The organism is Pseudactinotalea sp. HY160 (assembly GCF_009372055.1).
GTDB lineage: Bacteria > Actinomycetota > Actinomycetes > Actinomycetales > Beutenbergiaceae > HY158.
Map to the genome: position 1 here is coordinate 1 of NZ_WHMT01000001.1, position 25,548 is coordinate 25,548.

Sequence of the window (25,548 nt, forward strand, 5' to 3'; positions counted from 1 at the left end):
CTTCCGCCGGCGGCGACGAGGCGCACGTACCTGGCCGTGACGGGCTCGTCGAATTCCACGTCGATGACCGGGCTGTCGGAGAAGGTGCCCGCGTCGGTCCAGGTGGTGCCGTCGAGGGAGTACTGGACCGTCGCATCGTAGATGAGGTCGCCGGTCGTATCGCCGTCGTCGCCCCCCTGCTGGATGTGGATCGAGCCGATCTCGCGCTCCTGGCCGAGGTCGACCTGGACGTGGTCACCGGCCGCCGGTGCCTGATCGGACCAGTACTTGGTCGAGACATCCCCGTCGGTCATGTTCGCGGCGACTTCGTCCTGGTAGGTCCCCATCGACGTACTGGCCGTCGAGGGGTACCTGTCCGCGATCGGCAGCGCCGCGAACTCGCGGATCTTCACCCATTTGCCGCTTCCGCCGGCGGCGACGAGGCGCACGTACCTGGCCGTGACGGGCTCGTCGAATTCCACGTCGATGACCGGGCTGTCGGAGAAGGTGCCCGCGTCGGTCCAGGTGGTGCCGTCGAGGGAGTACTGGACCGTCGCGTCGTAGATGAGGTCGCCGGTCGTGTCGCCGTCGTCGCCCCCCTGCTGGATGTGGATCGAGCCGATCTCGCGCTCCCGGCCGAGGTCGAGCTGGACGTGGTCACCGGCCGCCGGTGCCGCGTTCGACCAGTACATGGTCGCCGGGTCCCCGTCGGTCATGTTGTCGGTGACGTTGCTGCCGTAGGCGCCCATCGACGAGGTGGCGGACGCCGGGTATCCGCTCACCGCGGCGTTCGGCACGGCGCCGAGCCAGTCGGTGAACGTCGCCATCGCGTCGGCGTCGAAGGTGTCGAACCGGCCGTCACCCACCGTGGGCACGATGACGTCCTCGTGGAGGACGCCGTCGCCGCCGGTGTCGTCGACGGTCTTGGCATGGGCCAGGGCCACCTGCGCACGCGCCGCGAGGAAGGCGTCGGCGGCGGTGACGCCGTAGTCCGACTCGAGGGCCGTGAGCAGGTCGAGCTCGTGGTCGAGGGCCGTGGCCCAGTGGGCGGCGGCGTCGATCCACGGCTCGGAGTCGGCGTAGAAGCCCGGCTCGGCCATGCCCGCGAGGATCTGTGGTGCGGCGGCGATGAGCGCGAGCCGGTCCCGCAGGGGCTGCTCGTCGCCCGCATCGTAGGCGTCGATGTCGGCGCCGAGCGCCGGGGCGTAGACGACCGCGCCGCGGTAGGGCCAGGACTGGTTCAGGTCGGCGAAGGCGGTGAGTGCCTCCTGGACGGTCGGGTCCGCACCGGCGAGCTCGCGCAGCGCCGCGGCCATCGAGGCGTCCGGGTCGTAGGCCGGGCCGTTCCAGGTGTAGTCGGCGTAGTTCGCCAACGCCGGCCACGAGGCGTACGGCTCGATCATCGGGTTCGAGGTGAAGCCGTCGATGTACCTGTACAGCTCGGCGTCGCGGCCGGTGAGCGGGTTGAGGAAGAGGCGGTCGCGGCGGCCGTCGTTCACCGGGAAGTTGTCCCAGATGTAGAGGTGGTCCGTGCGGTAGCTGGTTGCGGCCTGCTGGACCGAGTCGACCGTGATCGTGTCGGAGAAGACGCCCTCACCCGTCCACTGGATGCGGATGTCGTCGTTCAACCGGGTTCCGAACTCCGCCTTGTACGGGTCCTCGCCCGAGCCGCTGTAGTTCGTCGGCACGGTCTGCAGGTCGCGCAGGCCGTTCGGCTCGATGTACTCGGTCTGGATCCGGTTGAGGTAGTCGGCCTGGGAGTCGGCGAGCCAGTGCCAGTTCCCGGTGTTCGGGTAGAGGTCCTTGTCCGCCTGGCAGCGGTTGTTCGAGTTCGTGCCGATGTCGTCGAGGGCGATGTAGAAGGACTGCACGCCCAGATCGCGCAGCTGGTCGAACTTGGCGATGGTCGCGTCGAAGTCCTCCTGGGAGGAATAGCAGATGGAGTTGCCGGGGGAGAGGGCGAAGGTGAACTGCACGTGGTGCTCGTTGGCCTGCTGCACGAGTTCGGCGATACCGGCCAGGTCGTCCCCGGCGTACAGCTCCCGCCACTTCGAGCGCAGCAGCAGGTCGTCCTTCGGGGTGTAGATATAGGTGTTGAGCTTGTGCTCGCCGGAGTAGGCGAGCAGGTCCATCCGGGCCTCGTGTGACCACGGGGTGCCGTAGAAGCCCTCGATCGTGCCGCGGATCGACATGAGCGGGAAGTCCCGCACCCTCATCGGTGCGGCGATCCCGTCGGTGATGAGCTGTCGCAGGCTCTGGACCGCGTAGTAGGTGCCGGTGCCGTCCGCGCCCGCGAGCACGAGGGTCGGCCTCCCGTCGGCGGTGCCGCTCGCCAGCACGTAGCCCTCGGCGGGCAGGTCGGTGAGGGAGGGGCCCTCGATCGCGGTGAGTGCGGCCGTGAGGGCCGGCTCGTCGGTGCCCAGGTGGATCGTCACGCCCTCGGCGGGGGCCGTCGCGACCACGGGCGTGCCGCCCGCGGTCTCGATGAGTACCTCGAGCGCGGCGAGGGCGACCGCGTCGACGTCGGCCGCGGCTACGATCGTCACCGCACCCGTCAGGTCGATCGGGACGCCCTCGCCGCGCGCCTCCTGTGGGGGCGGGGTGAGGTCGGCGACACTCGCGCCGGTGGCTGCGGCCGCCGGCGCGGCATCGACCGGGGCGAGCAGGCCCGCGACCGCGAGTCCGGTCACGGCCAGGGCCGCTCCGACGGCAGAGAGCCGGCGCTGCGTGGCGGCCCGCGTGGCCGCACCGGTGCGCTGGACGTGTGTACTGATCACGAGGACCCCGTTTCGCGTGCGTCATTGCTCCCGATCGGACCCGTCGCGGTCCGACCTCGGATCACTCTACCTCGAATGAGCGATTGTGAGCTAGTTGTGGGGTTATATTTGCGAATCGATCAGTGCTCATGGGTGCTCATGGGTGCTCATGGGTGCCCGTGGGTGCCGATGGCGTGCCGGCGCGGAAGCCGTGCTCGGCGAGCCAGGCCCCGAGCTCGTCGTAGGCACGGGCGCGGACCGCCGGGGGAGAGAGGAACACGTCGTGGACGGCGTCGCGCACCTTGATCAGCGTCGTGTCGGTGCCGAGGTCCCGCACCCGGCGCCACGCGCGGGTCACGTCGATCACGATGTCCGCGCGGCGCATGTCCTCGTGCCAGCGCGGGCGCAGCAGCGTGCGGTTCGAGGTGAGCACGAGGACCGGGATCGGCAGATCCAGGCCGGACGCCACGCGTGCCTGACCGGCGAGCACCGCCCGCAACCACGCGGGCCGGATCGGCGCCCCCGGATCGGGCTGCCAGTCGTGGTCGACCGCCCACTCCCCGCCGTGCTCGGCCCAGATCGTGCGGCCGTAGAAGCCCGGCGAGGGGATCGGCAGTGCCCGCTCGCCCAGCGCCGCGGCGAGTGCGGTGACCGCCGGGGTCGCGAGCCGGCGCGCCCCCGGCGCCCCGGCCTGGTCGAGCCACGGGGCGTTGAGCACGAGCGCGGCGATCGCCGGGTGGGGCCGCGACCCCACCCGGCTCCTCGGCCCCAGCCGCTCCGCCGCCCACAGGGACGCCGTGAGGCCGCCCTGGGAATGCGCGATCACGACGACCGGCAGGTCCGGATGCTCGGCGCGGACGTGGGCGAGCGCGGCATCGAGTTCGTCGAAGTAGTCCCGCAGGTCCTCGATATAGGCGGGCAGCAGGCCCGCGCGCAGGCTCCGCCCGTTGTGGCGCAGGTCGACCGCGTAGAAGGCCCCGCCCGCCCGGGCGACGAACCGCGCCAGCTCCCGATTGAAGAAGTAGTCGCTCCACCCGTGCACGTACAGCACGGCGTAGCCGGGTGCACGCGGGCGGTCCGGCCGCCGGGGATCCGTGCCTGTGTGCGCCGCCGTGCCCGTGGACCGACCCGCGCCGCGGTCGGGATCGAGTTCGGGCAGGTGACGCACGAGCGTGCCGAGCGTGCGTCCGCCCACGGCCGGGAGGGCGCGGGCGTGGAAGCCGGGCCCGAGATGGTCGTCCTGCCACGCATCGGCCGCGAGCGGCGGATGGAAGACGCGTTCCCCCATGGCGCCAGGATACCGCCGCGGGCATCGGGCGCACGGGCGGGTACGGTGGGCGGACCGATGGAAGGAGCGGCCATGACGGCTGGAGCAGGAACAGTGCGGTGGGGGATTCTCGGCCCCGGACGCATCGCGAGCAACGTCGCCCGGGACTGGGCCAGCGTGACCGGCGGGGAGCTGGCCGCGGTCGCCTCCCGCTCCTCGGAGCGTGCCCGGGCCTTCGCCGAGGAGTTCGCGATCCCCCGCGCCTACGGCTCGTACGAGGAGCTGCTCGCCGACCCGCAGATCGACGCCGTGTACGTCGCCACCCCGCACTCCTTCCACCGGGCGCACGGGCTGGCCGTGATCGCGGCCGGCAAGGCGCTGCTCATGGAGAAGTCGTTCACCGCCACGCTCGCCGGCGCCGAGGATCTCGTCGCCGCCGCCCGCGCCGCGGGAACGTTCGTCATGGAGGCGATGTGGACCCGCTTCCAGCCGGCGGTCGTGCGGCTGCGTCAGCTCATCGCCGACGGCGCGATCGGCGAGGTGCGCAACGTCCAGGCCGAGCTGGGGGTGAGCCGGCCGCTCGATCCCCGCGACCGCACCTTCGCCCTCGACCTCGGCGGGGGAACGATCCTCGACCTGGGCGTGTACGTCGTCTCCTTCGCCCACCTCGTGCTCGGGGCACCGGACCGGGTGTCGGTCTCCGGGTCGCTGCTCCCGACCGGGACCGACGCCGAGAGCGCCTACCTGCTCGCCTATGAGGACGGCCGGGCGGCGACGCTGAGCACGTCCTTCCTCGCCCCCTCCCCGGGAATGGCCCGGGTGTTCGGCACCGAGGGCTGGCTCGAACTCCCGCCCCGGTTCCACCACCCCGACCGGGTGATCCTGCACCGCCCCGACGCCGCCGGCCGCACGAGCGGCGAGCCGGAGGTCTTCCATCTGCCACCACGCGGGGCCGGCTACGCGCACGAGTTCGACGAGGTGCACGACTGCCTCGCCCGGGGAGCGAGCGAGTCGGCGACCATGCCGCTCGAGGCGAGCCTCGCCGTCCAGACGATCCTGCAGCAGGCGGCCGACGACCTCGGGGTCGAACTCTACGAGCGGGAGTGAGCGAGGAACTCGGTGAGGATCGCACCGAGTTGATCGGATTCGATGAGGAAGCCGTCGTGCCCGTACGCCGAGCTGATCTCGCGATACGAGCCGCCGGCGCCCTCGGCGATGCGGCGTGACTGCGACACCGGGAACAGTCGGTCGGAGTCCACGCCGATCGCGAGCACGCGCGCGGTGATGCCGGCGAGCGCCGCCTCGACCCCGCCGCGGTCGCGCCCGAGGTCGTGGGTGAGCATCGTGTGCGTGAGCACGAGGTAGGAGTTCGCGTCGAAGCGGCGGGCCAGCTTGCCGCCGTGATGGTCGAGGTAGGACTGCACCGCGAAGCGGCCGCCGCCGCCGAGCGGCTCCTCGCCGCCCTGGGGGAGGCGGCCGAACCGTTCGTCGAGCTCGAGCGCGCTGCGGTAGGTCGTGTGCGCGATCTGGCGGGCGATCGTCAGGCCCACGTGCGGGCCCTCGTTGTCGGCCGCGTCGTAGTAGTCGCCGCCGCGGAAGTTCGGATCGGCCTGGATGGCGGCGAGCTGCGGGTGGGCCCACGCGATCTGGTCGCCGCTCGTCTGGGCACACGTGGCGATCGCGGCCACGGCGGCGACCCGGCTCGGATGGCCGGCTGCCCACTCCAGGGCCCGGTGCCCGCCCATCGATCCGCCGACCACGAGCGCCCACGTGCCGATCCCGAGCCGGTCGGCCAGGTCGGCCTCCGCGGCGACCTGGTCCCGGGTGGTCAGGTACGGGAAGCGCGAGCCCCACGGGGTGCCGTTCGGGGCGGGCGAGGAGGGGCCGGTCGAACCCTGACAGCCGCCGAGGACGTTGGGGGCGACGACGAAGTACTCGTCCGTGTCGATCGCCAGGCCCGGGCCCACGATGCCACCCCACCAACCGTCCGAGGGGTGACCGGCCATGCTCTCACCGGCGACGTGGGAGTCGCCGGTGAGAGCATGCAGGATGAGGACGGCGTTGCTTCCCTCGGCGTTCAGCTCGCCCCACGTCTGGTACGCCATGCGGACGGCCGGAAGCCGGCCACCCGCCTCGAGGTGGAGGGGCCCCAGGTCCATGAATCTCCTCATCCCGGCAGGCATGTCCTCACGCCACCCGCCCGTGGCCGGGATGACCGGCGGCAGGGTGCGTGGGCGCGACGGCAGCCGCACGGGATGCGGCCGGCCCGTCGCGGCGGGCCGCCGCGCAGGGTCGCCTTCGGAACGGATGGTCACGGAGCTCACCTCGCATCGGTCCTCAGACGGTGGCCGCGGATTCGGTGGTCACGGCGGCGGCCGCGGCGAATCCGAGGGTCAAGTCGTCGAGGATATCCCCGATGTGCTCGATTCCGACAGACAACCGGACCAAGCCCGGTGTGACGCTGCTCGCCGCCTGCTCCTCGGGGGTGAGCTGGCTGTGCGTGGTCGAGGCCGGGTGGATGACGAGCGAGCGCACGTCGCCGATGTTCGCGACGAGGGAGTGCAGCTGGAGTGCGTCGACGAAGGCCTTGCCCGCCGCGAGCCCGCCGGCGATCTCGAAGGAGATGACCGCGCCCGCGCCCTGGGGGGTGTACTTGCGCGCGAGCTCGTAGTACGGGCTCGACGGCAGCGAGGCCCAGTTGATCGAGAGCACCTGCGCGTGCCCGTCGAGGAACTCGGCCACCTTGTGGGTGTTCTCGATGTGGCGCTCGAGGCGCAGCGAGAGGGTCTCGATGCCCTGGGCGATGAGGAACGCGTTGAACGGGCTCGCGGCCGGGCCGAGGTCGCGGAGCAGCTGCACGCGGGCCTTGAGGATGTAGGAGAGGTTCGCCCCGAACGGGCCGCCGACGCCCAGATCCTTGGCGTAGGTGAGGCCGTGGTAGCTGGCGTCGGGGGTGTTGAATCCGGGGAAGCGCTCGGGGTGCTGGGCGTAGTCGAAGGACCCGCCGTCGACGATCACCCCGGCGATCGAGTTGCCGTGCCCGCCGAGGAACTTGGTCGCCGAATGGATGACGACGTCGGCCCCCCACTCGAGCGGGCGCAGCAGGTAGGGGGTCGCCACCGTGTTGTCCACGACGAGGGGGACGCCGAAGGAGTGGGCGACCGCGGCGACGGCCTCGATGTCGAGGATGTCACCCTTGGGGTTGGGGATCGACTCGCCGTAGAACAGCTTCGTGTTGGGCCGGATCGCGGCCTGCCAGGACTGCGGGTCGTCGGGGTCCTCGACGAAGGTGACCTCGATGCCGAGCTTGGGCAGGGTGTGGTGGAGCAGGTTGTAGGCGCCGCCGTAGAGGGAGGGGGAGGCGACGACGTGGTCGCCCGCCTCGGCGATGTTGAGGATCGCGACGAACTCGGCGGACTGTCCGGACGCGACGAGGAGTGCGCCGACCCCGCCCTCGAGGGAGGCGACGCGCTCCTCGACGACGGCCGTGGTCGGGTTGGTGATCCGGGTGTAGATCGGGCCGAGGTCGCTCAACGCGAAGCGGGCCGCGGCCTCGTCGGTGTCCTTGAACACGAACGAGGTGGTCTGGTAGATCGGCAGGGCGCGGGAGCCGGTGGTCTCGTCGGGGGTCTGGCCGGCGTGGACCTGTCGGGTCTCGAAGTTCCAGGTGGTACTCATCGGGCTAGCTCTCCAGTGATCGGCGGGATGGTACGGCCCGACGCAGCGCGGAACCAGTCATCCCTGTGGGGGTGATGGCGGTGCGCACGCCGTGCGGCGCGACCCCGGTGACTTCAGGCCGTCTGGCCAGAACTGAAGTTCTCGGGGCAGGGCGAACGTGCGCGTCAGCGGCACATTCGAAGGAACATGACGACCACGATAGGCCGCTCGTGCCCGTGAGCACAGGGGGGTCCACGATGCGGACACCCTGCCCTGCGGCCGTGCGGCTCCTGCGGTCCGCGCGGTCCGACCGGTGCGGTTCGCTCGACGGCCGTGACCAGCGTGATCGGAGTGACGTATGTGACTCGTGTGATGAAAGCGAAGGGAGAAACGTATGTGGGTGTAGAGGCGGGTGTTCACTTCGTTGCGAAAGTTCAGTAGGGTGGCGCGGGTGACCCTGGCGGGAGAGTCGTCGACGAAGTCAACGCGCCGGAGGGTGACGAGAAGCCGGGCGATTCCCCGCGGCCCGGCGAAGTCGATGGAAGGTGCGCGTGTGAAGAAGCGACGGTGGCTCGGCCGCTCGGCGGTCATCGCCGGTGGCGGCCTGGTGGCGGCCATGATCATCCTTCCCCCGGCGGCGGCGGCTCCCAGCGATGACGACATCGCCGCCGTGAACGAACAGGCGGAGGACACGAGCCGCCAGGTCGCCGAACTCGAGGTGGAACTGGCCACCAACTCGGCCGAGTTGGACCGGGCGACGCTCCAGTCCCAGATCGCCGCCGAGGACTTCAACGACGCCACCGTCGAACTCGACCAGGCCGAGTCCGCGGCCGCCGAGGCGCAGGAGGCGCTCACCGCCGCCAACGCGGAACGGGACGAGGCGCGCGCCGCGGTCGCCGCGATCGCGATGTCGGCCTACCGCAACGGCGGCAGCTTCTCCCAGCTGAGCATGTTCCTCGAGGCCGACGGCATCACCGACGCCATCAATTCCGCGAACACGTTCAGCGTGCTCGGCACGAGCGCCGAGGGCGCCCTGCAGCGGATGGAGGCCGCCGAGGTCGTTGCGAGCCACGCCCGCGAGAACGCGGACGAGGCCGTGGCGGAGCAGCAGGTCGCCACCGCGGCGCTGGCCGAGGCCGACGCCGAGGCGGCGGCGAGTGCGCAGGCCGCCGAGTCGGCCGTCGCCGCGTCGCAGCAGCGCCGCGACGAGCTGATCCACCAGCTGGCGGACCTGCGGAACACCTCCGTGGCGATGGAGCGGGAGCGTCAGGATGCCCTCGACGCCGAGCGTCGGGAGCGTGAGAACGCCGCGGCCCGGGCCGCGATCGAGGATGCCGCGCGGAACCCGGGGCCGTCCGAGACGTCGACCAACGGATCGGCCGGCCCGAGCGATCCGGGCGACACCTCCGCGTCGGAACGGCCCACGACCGCGCCGCCCACCACCGCCCCGCCCACGACCGCGCCCGATCCGCGCCCGAGCGTCGCACCGAAGCCGGACCCGACGCCGTCGGCCAAGCCCAGTCCGAAACCCAGCCCGAAGCCCACCCCGAAGCCGGATCCGGAGCCGAAGCCGCCCGCACCCTCGGGCGCCGGCCAGGTCGCGCTCGAGTGGGCCAAGACCCAGATCGGCAAGCCCTACGTCTACGGCGCCGCAGGCCCGAACTCCTACGACTGCTCGGGCCTGACGATGCAGGCCTTCAAGCGGGCCGGGATCAACCTGCCGCGCACCTCCCGGTCGCAGTACTACGCGGGCACGCACGTGCCGGTCGACCAGATGAAGCCGGGGGACCTGTTCTTCTACAGCAGCAGCGGCCCCTCCGGGATCTATCACGTGGCGATCTACGCCGGGAACGGGATGCGGCTGCACGCCCCGTCCGCCGGGAAGACCGTCGAGCTCGTGCCGATGTACTGGACGAACGTGCTGCCGCAGGCGGTGCGTTTCTAGCAGGGGAGGGCCGGCTGAGTGAGCCCGGTGAGCCCGGTCGGTCCCACGGGCCGGCGGTGGTCGGCGAACGAACAAGGGCTCGTCGAACGAATAAGGGGCCGGTCACCCGGGGAAGGTGACCGGCCCCTTATTCGCGCAGTGCCGATTGCGGCCGATTGCGGCCGCTTGCGGCCCCTTGCAGCCGGTTGACGAGCCGGTTGGATCGGTTGTGCGGGACCAGCTGGGGAGACGAGCAGCCGGTTCAGTAGCCGGCCGTCTTGGCCCGCTCGAACGAGCGCATGATCTCCGCCTCGGCGTCCTCGCGGCCGACCCAGTGCGCGCCCTCGACGGACTTGCCGGGCTCGAGCTCCTTGTAGACCTCGAAGAAGTGCTGGATCTCCAGCCGGTGGAACTCCGACACGTCGTCGATGTCGTTGCGCCAGGAGGCGCGCTGGTCGCCCTTGGGCACGCAGAGCACCTTGTCGTCGCCGCCGGCCTCGTCGCGCATCCGGAACATCCCGAGGGCGCGGCAGCGGATGAGGCAGCCGGGGAACGTGGGCTCCTCGAGCAGCACGAGGGCGTCGAGCGGGTCGCCGTCCTCCCCGAGAGTGCCGTCGATGAACCCGTAGTCGTCCGGGTACCGGGTGGAGGTGAAGAGCATCCGATCGAGCCGGATGCGGCCGGTCTCGTGATCCACCTCGTACTTGTTGCGCTGTCCCTTGGGGATCTCGATGGTGACGTCGAAGTCCACGGTTACCTCTCCCGAGTAGCTGTGTGCCTCATCGACATGAGGTACAGGTCAATCCCACTCCAGGCCGTAAGGGATACTGAACTGCTATGGCAGGAAGTCCCCGTACGCGACGCCGTCGCCCCCGAACCTGGATCCCGATCGTGCTGATCGCGGTCCTACTCGGCGGGGGATACGTCACTGCCGACGTCTACGACATCGTGCCCGGACCGCTCACTCTAACCGAGCCGTGGCCCGACCCCGCCCCGTTTCCGTCGGTGAGCCCGGGAGCCCCCCAGCAGGTCAAGCTGCTCGAACTGGACCCCACCGCGGCCGGACCCGCGCCCGCCGACGTCGATGCGGCCATCGGGTCCTTCGTGGGGGACGCCCGGGTCGGGGCCGCCGGGGTCCTCGTCATGGATCTGCTCAGCGGCGACGTGATCGGCGCCCACGAGGCGGCCGAGGCCCGCGTGCCGGCCTCGACCACGAAGGTCCTCACCGCCGTCGCGGCCCTGCAGGCGGCCGGGCCCGGCTATCGGTTCACCACATCGGTCGTGAGCGGATCGGCCGAGGACCCGGAGGCGATCACGCTCGTGGCCGGGGGCGACCTGACGCTCGCCGCCGGTGCGGGCGATCCCGACGAGGTCATCGGGCACGCCGGGCTCGCCGACCTGGCCGACGAGGTCGCGGCCGCGCTCCGGGAGAACGGGCGCAGCTCCGTCTCCCGAGTCGTGCTCGACGAGAGCCGCTGGACCGGCCCCCGGCTCGCGCCGCGCTGGGACGAGACCGATCTCGCCGGAGGATGGGCGATGCCCATGGCCCCGATCGCCGTCGACATGGGACAGCGGACGGACGGCGCGAGGCGCTCGGGGGATCCCGGTGCCGACGCCCTGACCGCGTTCGCCTCGGCGCTGGCCGACGCCGGGATCACCCAGGAGTCCGAACCCGTGACGGGCCGGGCCGCGGGCGGCGACGAACTCGGCTCGGTCCGATCGGCCCCGCTCGCCGACATCGTGGCCCACACCCTCATCGTGTCGGAGAACATCCTCGCCGAGGGCCTCGGGCGGCTCGTCGCGACCGAGACCGGTGCGGAACCGAGCTTCGCGGGCGCGGGCACCGCCGTCCTCGCCCAGCTCACCGGCCTCGGGGTGGACACCGCCGGGGTCGAGCTCTCGGACTCCTCCGGGCTCTCCTCCGCCAACCAGATCACCCCGACCGCGCTCGCCCAGACCCTGCGGCTGGCTGCCTCCCCGCAGCATCCCCAGCTGCTGGCCGCCATCCGGGGCCTGCCGGTCGCCGGCCTCGAGGGAACGCTCTCCGCGCGGTTCACGGGCGGGCCCGCGGCCGGCCTCGTCGCCGCGAAGACCGGTAGCCTGCGCGCCACCGTGACCATGGCCGGACTCGTGCACACCGCCGCGGACCGGGTGCTCGTCGTGGTGGCCATGGCCGATGAGGTGAGCGGTGGCCTCGATCCGACCCGTGCCGCGATCGACGACTTCTTCACCGAGATGACACGGCTGTGACGGGCCCGAACACCGGTCCGGTGGACTGGCACCGCGCCCGCGCCGTCGCCACCGCCCTCGCCCCGGCCGGGCCCGCCGTGGACCGGACCGAGCTCGTCGGGATCGTGGCCCGGCTGCGCGCCCACGCGGCCGCCGCACCGGAGCACGTGGCCGACGTGACCGGGCTGACCGGTGCCGCGGCCGCCGCCGCCGGCTTCGACCGGCTCATCGTGGACCGGCCCCGCTGGGCGGGCGCGAACATCGAGTCGTTCTCCACCGCGCTCACCGCCGAGCTGCCGCCCGTCTCCGCGCTCGGGCGCGGCGCCGCCGGTGCCGAGATCGGGGCGGCGCTCGCGCTGCTCAGCACCCGGGTCCTCGGCCAGTTCGACCCGTTCACCCGGCGCCTGTTCGTCGTGGCCCCGAACATCGTGCAGGTCCATCGCGCCCTCGGGGTCGACGAGAGCGACTTCGGCCTGTGGGTGTGCCTGCACGAACAGACCCACGCCGTGCAGTTCGCCGCCGCGCCCTGGCTCGCCGACCACCTCGGCACCGCGATGAACGAGCTCGTGTCGTCGATGGCCCACGACCCCTCCGACCGGCTCGGCGACCTGCTGCGCTCCCTGCCCGATCTCCTGCGGGAGCGGCCTGCGACCCCCTCCTCGGGAGGGGCGCTGCTCGGCGCGGTCCTGACGGCCGAGGAGGAGGAACGCATGGCGGAGGTCATGGCGGTCATGAGCCTGCTCGAGGGGCATGCCGACGTCGTGATGGACGCGGTCGGCCCCGGGGTGGTGCCCACGGTGGCGCGGATCCGGCGCGTCTTCAACCGTCGCCGCGACCGGCCGGGCCGGGTCGATCGGGTGGTGCGTCGCCTCCTCGGGATGGACGCCAAGCTCGAGCAGTACCGCGCCGGGGCCGCGTTCGTGCGGGCCGTGACCCGCCGGGTCGGCCACGACGGATTCAACGCCGTGTTCACCGGGGCCGAGTACCTGCCCACCGCCGCGGAAGTGGCCGCACCTCGGACGTGGGTGCGGCGGGTGCACGGCTGAGCGATGCCGGCCCTCGACCCCGCGACGGCCGCCGTCCGCGCCGGCGTGCGCTCCCTGCTCGTCGAACGGCTCACCGCCGGCGCGCTCGAGCGCGGAGATCTCGTGCTCGCGGCCTGCTCGGGCGGAGCGGACTCCCTCGCGCTCGCGGCCCAGCTCGCGTTCTGTGCGCCGCGGCTCGGCCTGCGCGCCGGGCTCGTCACCGTGGACCACGCCCTGCAACCCGGCAGCGCCGCCCAGGCCGCCCGGGTGGCCGAGCAGGGGCGCGCCCTCGGCCTCGACCCGGTGCTCGTGTACCGGGCCGCCGACTCTGCCGGCTCTGCCGGGCCGGAGGGGGAGGCCCGCAACCGCCGGCTGCGCGCCCTCGCCGACGCCCGCGCCGAGTCGGGCGCGCGCGCCGTCCTGCTCGGCCACACGATGGAGGATCAGGCCGAGACGGTGCTGCTCGCCCTCGCCCGCGGATCCGGGACCCGGGCGCTCGCCGGCATGGCCGCGGTCCGGGGCCGGCTGTGGCGGCCCCTGCTCGGGGTGCGGCGAGCGCAGACCGAGCGCGCCTGCCGCGACCTCGGCCTGGACGTGTGGCACGACCCGACGAACGATCCCGACGGCCCCTGGCGCACGGCGGCCGGGACGGCGCTGCCGCGGGCGGCCGTGCGGGCTCGGGTCCTGCCCGCGCTCGCGGCGGCGCTCGGCCAGGACCCGGTGTCGGCGCTGGCCCGCACCGCCACCCTCGCCGGGCAGGACGCCGACCACCTCGACCGGCTCGCGGCCGACGTGCTTGCCGGACTGCTCGAGGGCGAACAGGGCGATCAGGACGAACGGGGCGAGCAGGGCGAACGGGGCGAGCGGGGCGAGCCGGGAACGGCCCGCGGTTCCGACCGGGGAGAGGCGGGGGACGTCGTCCATGCGCTCGCCGTGGCGATCGAGGCATTGGAGCACCTGCCGGCGGCGGTCCTCGGGCGGGTCCTGCGGGGACTGCTGCTGCACGCCGGGGCGCCGGCGGGGGCGCTCGGCCACGTGCACGTGCTCGCGGTGACGGGGCTGATCGCCGACTGGCATGGGCAGGGACCCATCGTGGTGCCGGGCGGAGTCGAGGTCTCGCGCGGATATGGCAGGCTTAGCCTGGTGCGGCCGACCGAACGGTGCCGCAGCGCCCGAGCCGCCCATCGACCCACTCATCGAACCGCAGGAGAATGACCGCGTGCACGCGAGCAACGAGGACTTCGACCGGATTCTCCTCACCGAGGACCAGATCGCGGAGCGGCTGACCGAGCTGGCCGCCCGGATCGACGCGGACTACGAGGGGGAGGACCTGCTGCTCATCGGCGTGCTCAAGGGCGCGGTCATGGTCATGGCGGACCTCTCGCGCAAGCTGCACACCCGGGTCCGGATGGACTGGATGGCGGTCTCCTCCTACGGTTCCGGCACCCGCTCCTCGGGAGTCGTGCGGATCCTCAAGGACCTCGACACCGACCTGCACGGACGCCATGTGCTCATCGTCGAGGACATCATCGACTCCGGGCTCACGCTGTCGTGGCTCGCCTCGAACCTGCGCTCGCGCAACCCGGCCAGCCTCGAGATCGCGGCGCTCCTGCGCAAGCCGGAGGCGCTCCAGGCGAACGTGGACGTGAAGTACGTCGGCTTCGACATCCCCGGCGAGTTCGTGGTCGGATACGGGCTGGACTGGGACGAGAAGTACCGCAACCTTCCGTTCCTGGCCTCGCTCGCCCCGCACGTGTACAGCGCATGAGCGGTTCCGGCCGGGCCGGGGCACGTGCCCTGGGCGAACGCATGCGGCGCCCGGGCGTCCGTTCGGATACCGTCACCCTCGAGAGAACCATCACCAGGAGGGATGGGGGCGACCCCACCAGGATATGAACTCCAAGAAATTGCTCCGCGGATCGATCATCTGGATCGTCGTCGTGCTCGTGGTCGTCTACTTCGGCATGCGACTCCTCGGCGGCGGCAGCCCCCAGGAGATCGACACGTCCGCTGGGCTCGAGCTGCTCGCCGGGGACACGGTCGAGCAGGTCGAGATGACCGATGGTTATCAGCGGGTCGACCTCACCCTGACCAAGGACTTCAAGGTCGGCGGCGAGGACAAGGGCAAGCTCGTCCGGTTCTACTACACGGCGCCGCAGGGCCCGGCCGTGGTCGAGGCCGTGACCAAGGCCGATCCGCCCAAGGGCTACAACTCCGTGGTGCCGCAGTCGCCGTGGTGGTCCTCGCTGCTCATGACCATGCTCTCCGTGCTGCTGCTGGTCGGGGTGTTCTGGTTCCTCATGAGCCGCATGCAGGGCGGCAACTCGAAGATGATGAACTTCGGCAAGTCGAAGGCCAAGCAGGTGTCGAAGGAGACGCCGACGGCCACGTTCGCCGACGTGGCGGGCGTCGAGGAGGCGGTCGAGGAACTGGGCGAGATCAAGGAGTTCCTCACCGAGCCCGCGCGGTTCCAGGCCGTCGGCGCCAAGGTGCCCAAGGGGGTGCTGCTCTACGGCCCGCCGGGCACCGGGAAGACCCTGCTCGCCCGGGCGGTCGCGGGCGAGGCCGGGGCCCCGTTCTACTCCATCTCCGGTTCGGACTTCGTGGAGATGTTCGTCGGCGTCGGGGCCTCGCGCGTGCGCGACCTGTTCGAGCAGGCGAAGGCGAACGCCCCGGCGATCATCTTCATCGACGAGATCGACGCGGTCGGGCGCCACCGCGGCGCCGGGCTCGGCGGCGGCCACGACGAGCGCGAGCAGACCCTCAACCAGATGCTCGTCGAGATGGACGGCTTCGACGCGACGACGAACGTCATCATGATCGCCGCCACGAACCGCCCGGACATCCTCGACCCGGCGCTGCTGCGGCCGGGCCGATTCGACCGACAGGTCGCGGTCGAGGCCCCCGACCTCAAGGGCCGCGAGGCGATCCTGGCCGTGCACGCCAAGGGCAAGCCGATGGCCCCGGACGTGGACATGCACACCGTGGCCAAGCGGACCCCGGGATTCACCGGGGCGGATCTCGCGAACGTGCTCAACGAGGCCGCGATCCTCACCGCGCGCTCGGGCCGGCCGGTCGTGAGCAACGGCGACCTGGACGAGGCCATCGACCGGGTGATCGCCGGGCCGCAGAAGAAGACCCGCGTGATGAACGAGAAGGAACGCAAGATCACGGCCTATCACGAGGGCGGGCACGCCCTCGTGGCCGCGGCGCTGCGCTACACCGACCCGGTGACCAAGGTGACGATCCTGCCCCGCGGGCGCGCCCTCGGCTACACGATGGTCATGCCCGCGGAGGACAAGTACTCGGTCACCCGCAACGAGCTGCTCGACCAGCTCGCCTACGCGATGGGCGGGCGGGTCGCCGAGGAGCTCGTCTTCCACGACCCCACCACGGGTGCGTCGAACGACATCGAGAAGGCCACGGCCACCGCCCGCAAGATGATCAAGGAATACGGCATGAGCGAACGGGTCGGCGCGATCCGGCTCGGCCAGGCCGACGGCGAGGTCTTCCTCGGCCGCGACATGGGGCATCAGCGCGAGTACTCCGAGGAGATCGCCGGGCTGGTCGACGAGGAGAGCCGGCGGCTCATCGAGTCCGCGCACGACGAGGCGTGGGAGATCCTCACGACCTACCGGGCCGTGCTCGACGACCTCGCGCTCGAGCTGCTCGAGCGGGAGACCCTCAACGAGCAGGAACTGGCCGAGGTGTTCGCACCGATCGTCAAGCGCGATGCCCGACCGGTGTGGCTCTCCAGCCAGAGCCGCGGGGTCTCGGACATTCCGCCGGTGCGCTCCTCGAAGGAGATCGCCGCCGGGGACGCGCCGATGCTGCCGCAGGACGAGGCCGCAGCGGCCGGCGAGATCGACGAACCGACCCAGCGGCCGCCCTCGCCCCAGGCGCCCCACCCGGGCGGCGGCGGGCTCACCCCGCCCCACCCGGACGAGGACCAGGGGCAGGAATGACGAGCCCGCACTACGACGAGGAGCGGGCGGCGGCGGCGGTCCGGGAGTTCCTCATCGCGGTCGGCGAGGATCCCGACCGGCCCGGCCTGCTCGACACCCCCGCGCGCGTGGCCCGCGCCTACCGGGAGCTGTTCTCGGGGATCGGCCAAGATCCCGCGGACGTGGTCCGCACGTTCTTCGACCTCGGCCACGAGGAGATCGTGCTCGTGCGCGACATCGAGGTGTTCTCCACCTGTGAGCACCATCTCCTGCCCTTCCACGGCGTCGCGCACGTGGGCTACATCCCCTCGGCGAGCGGCCGGGTGACGGGCCTGAGCAAGGTGGCCCGCCTCGTCGACGTGTTCGCCCGCCGGCCGCAGGTGCAGGAGCGCCTCACCGGCGAGATCGCCGATGCCCTCGTGGAACTCGTGGACGCCTCCGGGGTCATCGTGGTGATGGACTGCGTGCACCTGTGCATGTCGATGCGCGGCGTACGCAAGGGCGGCGCCCGCACCGTCACCTCCGCGGTCCGCGGCCAGATGCGCGACACGACCACGCGCGCCGAGGTCCTCAGCCTGATTCACCAGGGCTGAGGCTCGCCTAGGCTGGCCCCCGTGAATGCACGCACGCAGGTGATGGGCGTGGTCAACGTCACCCCCGATTCCTTCAGCGACGGCGGGCAATGGCTCGACCACGAGGTCGCGGTGGCCCACGCCCGTCACCTCCTCGCCCAGGGCGCCGACCTCGTCGACGTCGGCGGGGAGTCGACCCGGCCCGGCGCGGCCCGGGTGCCGGTCGCCGAGGAACTGCATCGGATCATCCCGGTCGTGGCGGAGCTGGCCGCCGAGGGGGCGCGCGTGAGCGTCGACACGATGCGCACCGAGGTCGCCGCCGCGGCGCTCGACGCCGGAGCCGAGCTCATCAACGACGTCTCGGGCGGCCGGGCGGATCCGCAGATGCCGGCCCTCATCGCCGAGCGCGGCTGCCGATACGTGCTGAGCCACTGGCGCGGGCACTCCGACGTGATGAACTCCCTCGGCCGGTACCGCGACGTCGTGGCGGAGGTGAGCGCCGAGCTGCTCGCCCAGGTCGCCGTCTTCCGCGCCGCGGGCGTGGACCCGGACCGGATCGTGCTGGACCCGGGCCTCGGGTTCGCCAAGGACGCCGCCGCGAACTGGCAGCTGCTCGCCCACATCGAGGAGCTCACCGCCCTCGGTCACGAGGTGCTCATCGGGGCCTCCCGCAAGCGCTTCCTGGGGGAGCTGCTCGCGCACGACGGGGCCGAGTCCCTCCCGCTGTTCCGCGACCGGGCCACCGCCGCGGTCACCGCCCTCATGGCGGAGCGGGGAGTATGGGGGGTGCGGGTGCACGAAGTGAGCGCCTCCGTCGACGCGATCCGGGTCGCCGGGGCGTTGCGCAGGGCGAAGGACGGGTCGATCGCGTGAGGAGCGGACATGAGTGCTGAAGACGTCATCCGGCTGGTCGGGCTGACCGGGTCGGGCAACCACGGCGTGCTCGCCGACGAGCGGGCGCAGGCGCAGCCGTTCTCGGCCGATCTCACGCTGTACGTCGACACCGCCGCGGCTGCACGCACCGACGACCTCGTGCACACGATCGACTACAGCGCCCTCGCCCGCGAGGTGACGGGGGTCCTCACCGGCAGCCCGGTCAACCTCATCGAGACCCTCGCGGCCCGCATCGCCGACGTCGCGCTCTCGTACGGGGCGAGCCGCGCCGACGTCGTCGTGCACAAGCCCGAGGCCCCCGTCGGCGTGCCGTGCGCCGACGTCGAGGTGCGGATCACCCGCACCGCCCCGACCGGCGCGTTCGCCGGAAGCGCGGGCCCGGGGCTCTCGCTCGCGGAGCTCAGGGACGGCGCAGCCCGGCCCCCGCAGGCGGCCGAGCCCGCCGTAGTGCCTGCCGTGGCCCCCGTGACCGCGGTCCCGGCCCCGGCACCCGCGTCGCAGCCGGCCCCGGTGGCCGCGGCATCCGAGTACGAGTTGAGTGAGGGCGTGCCCTCGACCGCCGGGGCCACGACCGCGGACGTCCTGCGGAGCGCACCGTCCTCCCCCGCCGAGGTGGTCCTGGCTCTCGGCGGGAACATCGGCGACGTGCGGGAGACGCTGCGGGGCGCCGTCCAGGCGCTCGACGAGGTCGAGGGGCTGACGATCCTCGACGTCTCCCCGCTCGCGCGGACCGCGGCGGTGACGATGCCCGACGGCGTGGCCCAGCCCGACTATCTCAACGCGGTCCTCATCGCCACCACGACCCTGTCGCCGCTCGACCTGCTCGCCGTGGCGCATGCGATCGAGCGGCAGTTCGGGCGCGAGCGCACCGGCAAGTGGACCGAGCGCACCCTCGACGTCGACCTGATCCTCTACGACGGCGTGACCTCCGACGACCCCGAGCTCTCGCTTCCCCACCCGCTCGCCCGGGAGCGGGCCTTCGTGCTCGTGCCCTGGTCGCACGCGGATCCCGAGGCGTTCCTGCCGGGGTACGGCGGCGGCGCCGTCGCCGAGCTGGCCGAGCTGGCCCCGGACCGGGACGGCGTTCGCTGGCTCGCGCTCGACTGGCTCGACTCCTCCACCAGCGGTGCCCTGAACGAGGCCCCGCCGCGCTCCATGGCGGTCGCGCCGCCGGCGGGCCCTGCGGCCGGAGGCATCGAGCCCGAGGAGTCAGTGCCGCAGGTGCCGCAGGTGCCGGAGGTGTTGGAGGTGCTGGACGGGGAGCCGACCGGCGAACAGCCCGACCAACCGGCCGAGCAGCCGGATGCCGAGCCCGATGTGGGGCAGTCGGCGTCGGCGGGCTCTGCTGCCGCGGAGGACCCTGCTGCCGCGGCGGAACCGGAGCCCGACCGGGCCGAACAGTACGAACAGGCCGAGTCTGCCGGACAGGCCGAGCAGGCACAGGCCGCGGTCTTCGACGACGAGGCGACCCCGCCGAGCCGGCGTGCGCTCCGGGCGGCCGGGGAGGCGGCCGAGGCCGGACCGGCCGCCTTCGCGCCCCCGGTGGACCCGGGCGCGACAGTGGACCCGGGCGCGCCGGCTCCCGCCGCGCCTGCCTCCACATCGCCTGCCTCCGCATCGCCTGCCCCCGGATCGGCGCCCGCAGTGGCCGAGTGGCTCGCGTCCCGGCCCACGAGTGTCGGCCGCGCCGTCCCGCCCGTCGCCCCCGTCCCGCCCGTTGCCCCCGTCGAGCCGGTCGTCCCGGTCCCGCCCGTCGCCCCGGTCGAGCCGGAGCCCGGGTTCTCGGCACCGCGTGCCGCGTCGATTCCAGGGCCTCACCCAGCCGACCCAGCCAACCCAGCCGACCCGGCCGACCCAGCCAACCCAGCCGACCCGGCCGACCCGGCCGACCCAGCTGCGTCCGCCGATCCAGTTGCGTCCGCCGATCCAGCTGTGTCCGCCGATCCCGCCGATCCGGCCGGCCCTGCCGATCCAGTCGGCTCGGCCGGGCCCGGCCACCCCGGCGATGCGCCCGCGGCGTCCGGGGCGCTCCCATGGCTCCCCGGGGACGAGGGGGAGCGGCCCTCGGCGGCCCCCAAGTGGGCCCGGGTGCGGCGGGACGAGGCCGAGTAGAGGCGCATGAACCCGATCCGGCCGTTGCGCATCCGCGTCGTCGCGCTCATCTTCCTGCTCAGTGCCGCGGGCTTCACGATCGGGCTGCGACTCCTGGAGAGGCACGGCACCGACCCGGTCCGGCTGTCCGGGGCCGTCGTGGTCGTCCTCCTGCTCGCAGCGGTGGCCGTGGCAGCGCTCGGGCTGCGGATCCGCCGCTGGATCCGGCGCGGCGAGCACATCGACCCCATCGGGGCCACCCGCACCCTCGTGCTCGGGCAGGCCGCGGGCATCGCCGGGGCGCTCCAGGCCGGCTACTGCGCGGGCCAGGTGCTCGTGAGCATCCCCCGCCTCCCCGCCCCCGAACCACAGCTCGTGCTCGTGACCGCCGCGGCCGCCCTCGTGGCGGCGCTGGCGCTCGCGGGCGCCGGCCTGCTCGCCCAATGGTGCTGCCGGATCCCGCCGGACGACGACGAGCCCGAGAACCGCCCGCCCGGACCGCCCCGGGCCGCCTGACCGCCCCGGGATGGAACAATGGCGATCACTATGACTTCCTCCCCCTTCGACCTCGACGGTGCCACGTGGGTGAGCGTCTCCCGGCGACTCATCACGGTCCGCGTCTGGATCTGCCTCATCAGCCTCGGCATCCCGCTCCTTGCCGGAATCGTGCTCGGCGTCGTCTTCGGTGGGTGGCTCTGGATCGTGCCGGGGGTCATCGCGCTGCTGCTCGCCTGGCTGCTGTGGCTCGTGCCACGGCAGGTACCGGCGATCGGGTACGCCGAACTCGACGATGAACTCGCGATTCGCAAGGGCATCATGTTCCGCACTCTCACGCTCGTGCCCTACGGGCGCATGCAGTACATCGAGGTGGATGCCGGGCCGGTCGCACACAAGAACGGCATCGCCACGATCACCCTGCACACCGCCTCGGCCAGTTCCGACGCCGAGATCCCCGGCGTGCCCGAGGCGGAGGCCTCCCGGCTGCGGGACCGGCTCACCCGCCGCAGCGAGAGCATGCTGGCGGGTCTGTGACCTCGACGCCTCCTCCCGACCGCCCGGGAGCCGGCTCGCCCGAGCCGTCTCAGCCCATCGAGCCGACCCGGCCCATCGAGCCGACCCGGCCCATCGAGCCGGCCCGGCCCATCGAGCCGGCCCGGCCCGTCCACCTGTCCGAGCCTGCCCGGCCGCCCGCGCAGCGTTCGCAGCAGCCCCAGGCGGTCCGCCCCGAGGTCGACTGGCGCCGCGTGCACCGGGTCACGCCCCTGCTCAACGCCTGGAAGGTCGCCGCGGCGTTCATCGCCTTCGCCGCCTGGCAGGGCGCGCAGAACCTCGAGGGGGCCGACCTGCCGGGGGTGCAGGTGCTGCTCCTGGTGCTCGGGGTGATCGTGCTCGCCGCGCTCATCGGGCTCGTGTACAACTACATCGCCTGGCGCCGACTCGCCTACGGTTTCGACGACGAGTCGCTCTTCCTGCACCAGGGCGTGCTCTTCCGCAGCCAGCGGCACGTGCGCCTCGACCGCATCCAGTCGGTCGACATCAATCATCCGCTGCTGGCCCGGGCCTTCGGTTTCGCCGCCGTCAAGGTGACCTCCGCGGGCACGTCGGCGAGCAGCCTCACCCTCGCGTTCGTCACCGATGCGGAAGGGCACCGGCTCCGCAACGAGATCCTCGCCCGCGCCGCCGGTCTGGACCTGAGTGAGGACGACGGCGCCCCGCCCGCCGTAGCGCAGGAGGCACCCGAGAGCGTGCTGCTCGAGCTCGAGGCGGGACGGCTGGCCGGATCGCTCCTCCGCTCGCTCGGGCTCGTGCTCGGCGTCGTCGCCGTGATCGTGCTCCTCGGTGTGGCCGTGGTCACGCGGAACCCCTCGGTCGTGTTCTCGTTCATCGTGCCGATCTTCGCCGTGGGCAGCATGGCGTGGGCGCGGCTCAACGGCCAGTTCGGGTTCCGGGTGGCCACCTCGCCGGACGGGATCCGCCTGCGCTACGGCATGCTCGCGACGACCTCGCGCACGGTTCCCCCCGGGCGCGTGCAGGCGCTGCAGCTCACCCAGCCGATCCTGTGGCGGCGCAAGAACTGGTGGCGGGTGGCGGTGACGGTCGCCGGGGACTCCGTGACCGAGGGGTCGGTCAACCAGCCCGTGCTCTACCCGGTCGCCACCCAGGACGACGCGGCCCTCCTGCTCTCGCTCGTGCTGCCCGATCTGGGCGTCGAGGATCCGCTGGCCGTGATCGACGCCGCCCTCCGCGGCAGCGGACCGGCCGAGGGGTTCGTGACCACCCCGCGCCGGGCCCGGTTCATCGACCCGCTCGTCTGGCGCCGCAACGGCTACCGGGCCACCGATACGGCCGTGCTACTGCGCACCGGCCGGGTCTGGCGGTCGCTGACCATCGTGCCGAACGCCCGGATCCAATCCCTCGGACTCGATCAGGGCCCCATCGAACGCCGGCTCGACCTCGTGAACGTGGCCGTGCATTCCACGCCCGGCACCATCTCCCCGGCGCTCGCCCACCTCGACTCGGCCGACGCCTCCCGGTTCCTCGTCGAGCAGTCGGCCCGTGCCCGGGCCGCGCGGGTCTCGGCCGGCCCGGAACGCTGGATGGAGCGGCCCCACGCGGAGCGTGCCGAGACCCCGGTCACGATCGGGGAAGAGGACGACGCGGGCGGGCGTTCCACGGATACCGCGGGCACAGCCGATATGGCCGATATGGCCGATATGGCAGATACGGCAGATACAGCCGACCCGCCGGCAACCACCGTTGCGACCGCACCCGTGGCCTCCCCCGATGAACCCCGATGAGTCTTGATGAGCCCCAATGAGCCCCAATGAGCCCCGATGAGCCCGACGAAACCCCGATGACCTCATGAGCACCGATCCACCCCGGACCCGGCCCGGGCGCCTCGGGATCGGCGTCGTGGGCGCGGGCCGTGTCGGCGCCGTGCTCGCCAACGCCCTGCGGGCCTGCGGCCACGGCATCGTGGCGGTGAGCGGAGCCAGCCCCGACACGCTCGACCGGATCGACGCGCTCCTGCCGGGCGTGCCGGTCGAACCGGCCGACGTCGTGGTCGCGCGCAGCGAACTCGTGTTCCTCACCGTTCCGGACGACGACCTCGCCCCGCTCGTGCGGGGGTTGGCCGACCTCGGCCGGTTCCACGCCGGCCAGCTCGTGGTGCACTGCGCGGGCCGGTACGGCACCGAGGTGCTCGCACCCGCGCTCGCCGCCGGCGCGATCCCGCTGGCGATCCACCCGGCCATGACCTTCACCGGCACCTCCGTCGACCTCGCCCGGCTCGTCGGCACCCCGTTCGCGGTGAGCGCGCCCACCCCGGTGCTGCCCATCGCCCAGGCGCTCGTGGTCGAGCTCGGCGGTGAGCCGGTCGTGCTCGACGACGACGCCCGGGTGCTCTATCACGCCGCCCTGAGCCACGGCGCCAACCACCTCGTGACCCTCACGGGCCAGGCCGTCCGCACCCTCGCGGCCGCCGGCGTGGCGGACGGCGGCGCGTTGCTCACCCCGCTCATGACCGCCGCCCTCGACGGGGCGCTGCGCGGCGGTGACCAGGCGCTCACCGGTCCGGTCTCGAGGGGCGACGCCGGGACCGTCGCCGACCACCTCGACCGGCTGGCGCGGCTCACCGGGCCCGAGGTCGCCGACGTCCTGCCCAGCTACACCGCGCTCGCCCGCGCGACGACCACGCGGGCGCTGGCGACCGGTCGGATCGACGAGCGCCGGGCGGCGGCCCTGCTCGACGTGCTCACGCCCCCGGCCGGCGCGGACGGCGGCCACGCGGCCGGCCCGGCGGCCGCCCCCGCGCCCGCGGACACCCGGGTACGCGGGGCGATGCGCGTCGTCCACACGATCGACGACCTGCGCGCGGCGCTCCCGGAGGACGGGCGGCGACGCGCCGTGGTCATGACGATGGGCGCCCTGCACGCCGGCCACCTGGAGCTCGTGCGGCGCGCCGGGGAACTGGCCGACGAGGTCGTGGTGACCATCTTCGTCAACCCGCTCCAATTCGGCGCGGGCGAGGACCTGGAGACCTATCCGCGCACGTTCGATGCGGACCTCGCCGCGCTGACCGGGGCCGGCGGGGTCGACCTCGTGTTCGCGCCGAGCGTCGGCGAGATGTACCCCGGCGGGGAGCCGCGGGTACGCGTGAGCGCGGGGGAGGCGGGCCGGCGCTGGGAGGGGGCGGCCCGACCCGGGCACTTCGACGGCATGCTCACCGTCGTGCACAAGCTGCTCTCGCTCACCCGGGCCGACCTGGCGCTGTTCGGGCAGAAGGACGCCCAGCAGCTCGCGCTCATCCGGGCCATGGTGGCCGATCTCGACCTGGACGTGGAGATCGTCGCCGTGCCGATCGTGCGCGAGGCCGACGGGCTCGCCCGCTCGAGCCGGAACACCCACCTCTCGGACGAGGAACGTCGGGCCGCCCTCGTGCTCTCCCGATCCGTGGCGGCGGCCGTCGCGGCGGCCGACGCCGGCGCCGAGTCGGAGGCGGTGCTCGCCGCCGCCGAGCAGGCGCTCGCGGCACGCTCGGCCCTCGTCGAGCCGGACTATCTCGCGCTCGTGGACCCGGACACGATGGAGCCCCTCCCGCCCGGCGCCTCGTCGGGGCACCCGGCGGGGTTGATTATCATTGCCGCGCGGGTCGGTGGGGTCAGGCTCATCGACAACGCGCTCATCGGCCGGGGCGAGGAGCCCCGGCAGGAACAGGACCTCTCATGACCTCGCTCATGCGCCCGATGATGGTCGGGAAGATTCATCGCGCCACCGTCACCCAGGCCGACCTGCACTACGTCGGCTCGGTCACGATCGACGCCGAACTGCTCGAGGCCGCGGATCTGCCCGTCGGCCAGCAGGTCGACATCGTCGACGTGACCAACGGGTCCCGGCTCACCACCTACGTCATCGCCGGGGAACGGGGCAGCGGCCAGATCTGCATCAACGGCGCCGCCGCGCACCTCGTGCACCCGGGCGACGTGGTCATCATCATCGCCTACGGGATGATCGCCGATGCCGAGGCCCGCGACTACGAGCCGCACGTGGTGTTCGTGGACCGGGACAACCGGATCGTCGAGCGCTCGGACGACCCGAGCCGGGTGCCCGGCGGCTACGGGCTCGAGCGGAGCGGGTTGCCGATCGCCGAGGGCCGGGCCGCGGTCGCACGCGACCCGCGCCGGCGGCCGGATCCGATCGGCTAGGTAGAA

20 protein-coding genes are annotated in these 25,548 nt (G+C 72.7%); 15 read left to right on the forward strand and 5 right to left on the reverse strand.

The features are described 5' to 3' along the window. On the reverse strand, positions 1–2,756 hold a 2,756-nt coding region (locus GCG21_RS00005), incomplete at its 3' end, for a beta-N-acetylglucosaminidase domain-containing protein (RefSeq protein ID WP_152817197.1). A gap of 136 nt (positions 2,757–2,892) precedes the next feature. Then, on the reverse strand, positions 2,893–4,023 hold the full coding sequence (locus tag GCG21_RS00010; protein ID WP_152817198.1) for an alpha/beta hydrolase: 1,131 nt from the start codon (positions 4,021–4,023) through the stop codon (positions 2,893–2,895). Positions 4,024–4,095: 72 nt separating this feature from the next. Between GCG21_RS00010 and GCG21_RS00015 the strand changes: the two genes are divergently transcribed. Continuing rightward, positions 4,096–5,109, forward strand: coding sequence for a Gfo/Idh/MocA family protein (locus GCG21_RS00015; protein WP_152817199.1), 1,014 nt, complete (start codon positions 4,096–4,098; stop codon positions 5,107–5,109). Here GCG21_RS00015 and GCG21_RS00020 read toward each other — a convergent pair. Both GCG21_RS00020 and GCG21_RS00025 read right to left on the reverse strand, forming a co-directional pair. Then, positions 5,094–6,185 carry a homoserine O-acetyltransferase gene (locus GCG21_RS00020; protein ID WP_152817663.1) on the reverse strand — a complete coding sequence of 364 codons (1,092 nt, stop codon included), beginning with the start codon at positions 6,183–6,185 and terminating at the stop codon, positions 5,094–5,096. The genes GCG21_RS00015 and GCG21_RS00020 overlap by 16 nt on opposite strands. 154 nt (positions 6,186–6,339) lie before the next feature. Further along, positions 6,340–7,680, reverse strand: coding sequence for a bifunctional o-acetylhomoserine/o-acetylserine sulfhydrylase (locus GCG21_RS00025; RefSeq protein WP_152817200.1), 1,341 nt, complete (start codon positions 7,678–7,680; stop codon positions 6,340–6,342). 532 nt (positions 7,681–8,212) lie between these two features. Here GCG21_RS00025 and GCG21_RS17125 point away from each other — a divergent pair. Next, positions 8,213–9,604, forward strand: a complete 1,392-nt coding sequence (locus GCG21_RS17125; protein WP_152817201.1) for a C40 family peptidase — start codon at positions 8,213–8,215, stop codon at positions 9,602–9,604. Positions 9,605–9,845: 241 nt separating this feature from the next. Here the strand turns inward: GCG21_RS17125 and GCG21_RS00035 are convergent, their stop codons facing one another. Beyond that, on the reverse strand, positions 9,846–10,334 hold the full coding sequence (locus GCG21_RS00035) for an inorganic diphosphatase (RefSeq protein WP_153879122.1): 489 nt from the start codon (positions 10,332–10,334) through the stop codon (positions 9,846–9,848). A gap of 140 nt (positions 10,335–10,474) precedes the next feature. Between GCG21_RS00035 and dacB the strand changes: the two genes are divergently transcribed. The 13 genes from dacB to panD all read left to right on the forward strand — a co-directional run bounded on the left by dacB (position 10,475) and on the right by panD (position 25,542). After that, a complete protein-coding gene (gene dacB, locus GCG21_RS00040) occupies positions 10,475–11,833 on the forward strand; it encodes a D-alanyl-D-alanine carboxypeptidase/D-alanyl-D-alanine-endopeptidase (RefSeq protein ID WP_194164856.1) in 1,359 nt (452 codons plus the stop codon). Continuing rightward, entirely contained in the window at positions 11,830–12,858 is a 1,029-nt protein-coding gene (locus GCG21_RS00045; protein ID WP_370517170.1) for a zinc-dependent metalloprotease, read from the forward strand. The genes dacB and GCG21_RS00045 overlap by 4 nt, the downstream gene beginning before the upstream one ends. Before the next feature lie 3 nt (positions 12,859–12,861). Then, positions 12,862–14,052, forward strand: coding sequence for a tRNA lysidine(34) synthetase TilS (gene tilS / locus GCG21_RS00050; RefSeq protein ID WP_152817203.1), 1,191 nt, complete (start codon positions 12,862–12,864; stop codon positions 14,050–14,052). Positions 14,053–14,056: 4 nt separating this feature from the next. Beyond that, complete coding sequence (gene hpt, locus GCG21_RS00055; protein ID WP_370517171.1) at positions 14,057–14,605, forward strand: hypoxanthine phosphoribosyltransferase; 549 nt, start codon at positions 14,057–14,059, stop codon at positions 14,603–14,605. A 124-nt stretch (positions 14,606–14,729) separates the two neighbouring features. Beyond that, positions 14,730–16,802: an ATP-dependent zinc metalloprotease FtsH gene (gene ftsH / locus GCG21_RS00060; protein WP_152817205.1), complete on the forward strand. Its 2,073-nt coding sequence runs from the start codon at positions 14,730–14,732 to the stop codon at positions 16,800–16,802. Beyond that, the gene (gene folE / locus GCG21_RS00065) at positions 16,799–17,374 is read left to right on the forward strand and encodes a GTP cyclohydrolase I FolE (protein WP_152817206.1); all 576 of its coding nucleotides are present in this window, start codon (positions 16,799–16,801) and stop codon (positions 17,372–17,374) included. Before ftsH ends, folE begins: the two co-directional genes overlap by 4 nt. A gap of 21 nt (positions 17,375–17,395) precedes the next feature. Beyond that, on the forward strand, positions 17,396–18,226 hold the full coding sequence (gene folP, locus GCG21_RS00070) for a dihydropteroate synthase (RefSeq protein WP_370460169.1): 831 nt from the start codon (positions 17,396–17,398) through the stop codon (positions 18,224–18,226). 9 nt (positions 18,227–18,235) lie between these two features. Next, a complete protein-coding gene (gene folK / locus GCG21_RS16030) occupies positions 18,236–20,359 on the forward strand; it encodes a 2-amino-4-hydroxy-6-hydroxymethyldihydropteridine diphosphokinase (protein ID WP_194164857.1) in 2,124 nt (707 codons plus the stop codon). 6 nt (positions 20,360–20,365) lie between these two features. Beyond that, positions 20,366–20,854: a DUF3180 domain-containing protein gene (locus GCG21_RS00080; RefSeq protein ID WP_152817207.1), complete on the forward strand. Its 489-nt coding sequence runs from the start codon at positions 20,366–20,368 to the stop codon at positions 20,852–20,854. 30 nt (positions 20,855–20,884) lie between these two features. Beyond that, the gene (locus GCG21_RS00085; protein ID WP_152817208.1) at positions 20,885–21,370 is read left to right on the forward strand and encodes a PH domain-containing protein; all 486 of its coding nucleotides are present in this window, start codon (positions 20,885–20,887) and stop codon (positions 21,368–21,370) included. Beyond that, on the forward strand, positions 21,367–23,136 hold the full coding sequence (locus GCG21_RS00090; protein ID WP_152817209.1) for a PH domain-containing protein: 1,770 nt from the start codon (positions 21,367–21,369) through the stop codon (positions 23,134–23,136). The genes GCG21_RS00085 and GCG21_RS00090 overlap by 4 nt, the downstream gene beginning before the upstream one ends. A 64-nt stretch (positions 23,137–23,200) precedes the next feature. After that, on the forward strand, positions 23,201–25,066 hold the full coding sequence (panC, locus tag GCG21_RS17130; RefSeq protein WP_152817210.1) for a pantoate--beta-alanine ligase: 1,866 nt from the start codon (positions 23,201–23,203) through the stop codon (positions 25,064–25,066). Beyond that, positions 25,063–25,542 (forward strand): aspartate 1-decarboxylase, encoded by a 480-nt coding sequence (gene panD, locus GCG21_RS00100; RefSeq protein ID WP_152817211.1) that lies wholly within the window; start codon positions 25,063–25,065, stop codon positions 25,540–25,542. Before panC ends, panD begins: the two co-directional genes overlap by 4 nt. Positions 25,543–25,548: the final 6 nt, after the last annotated feature.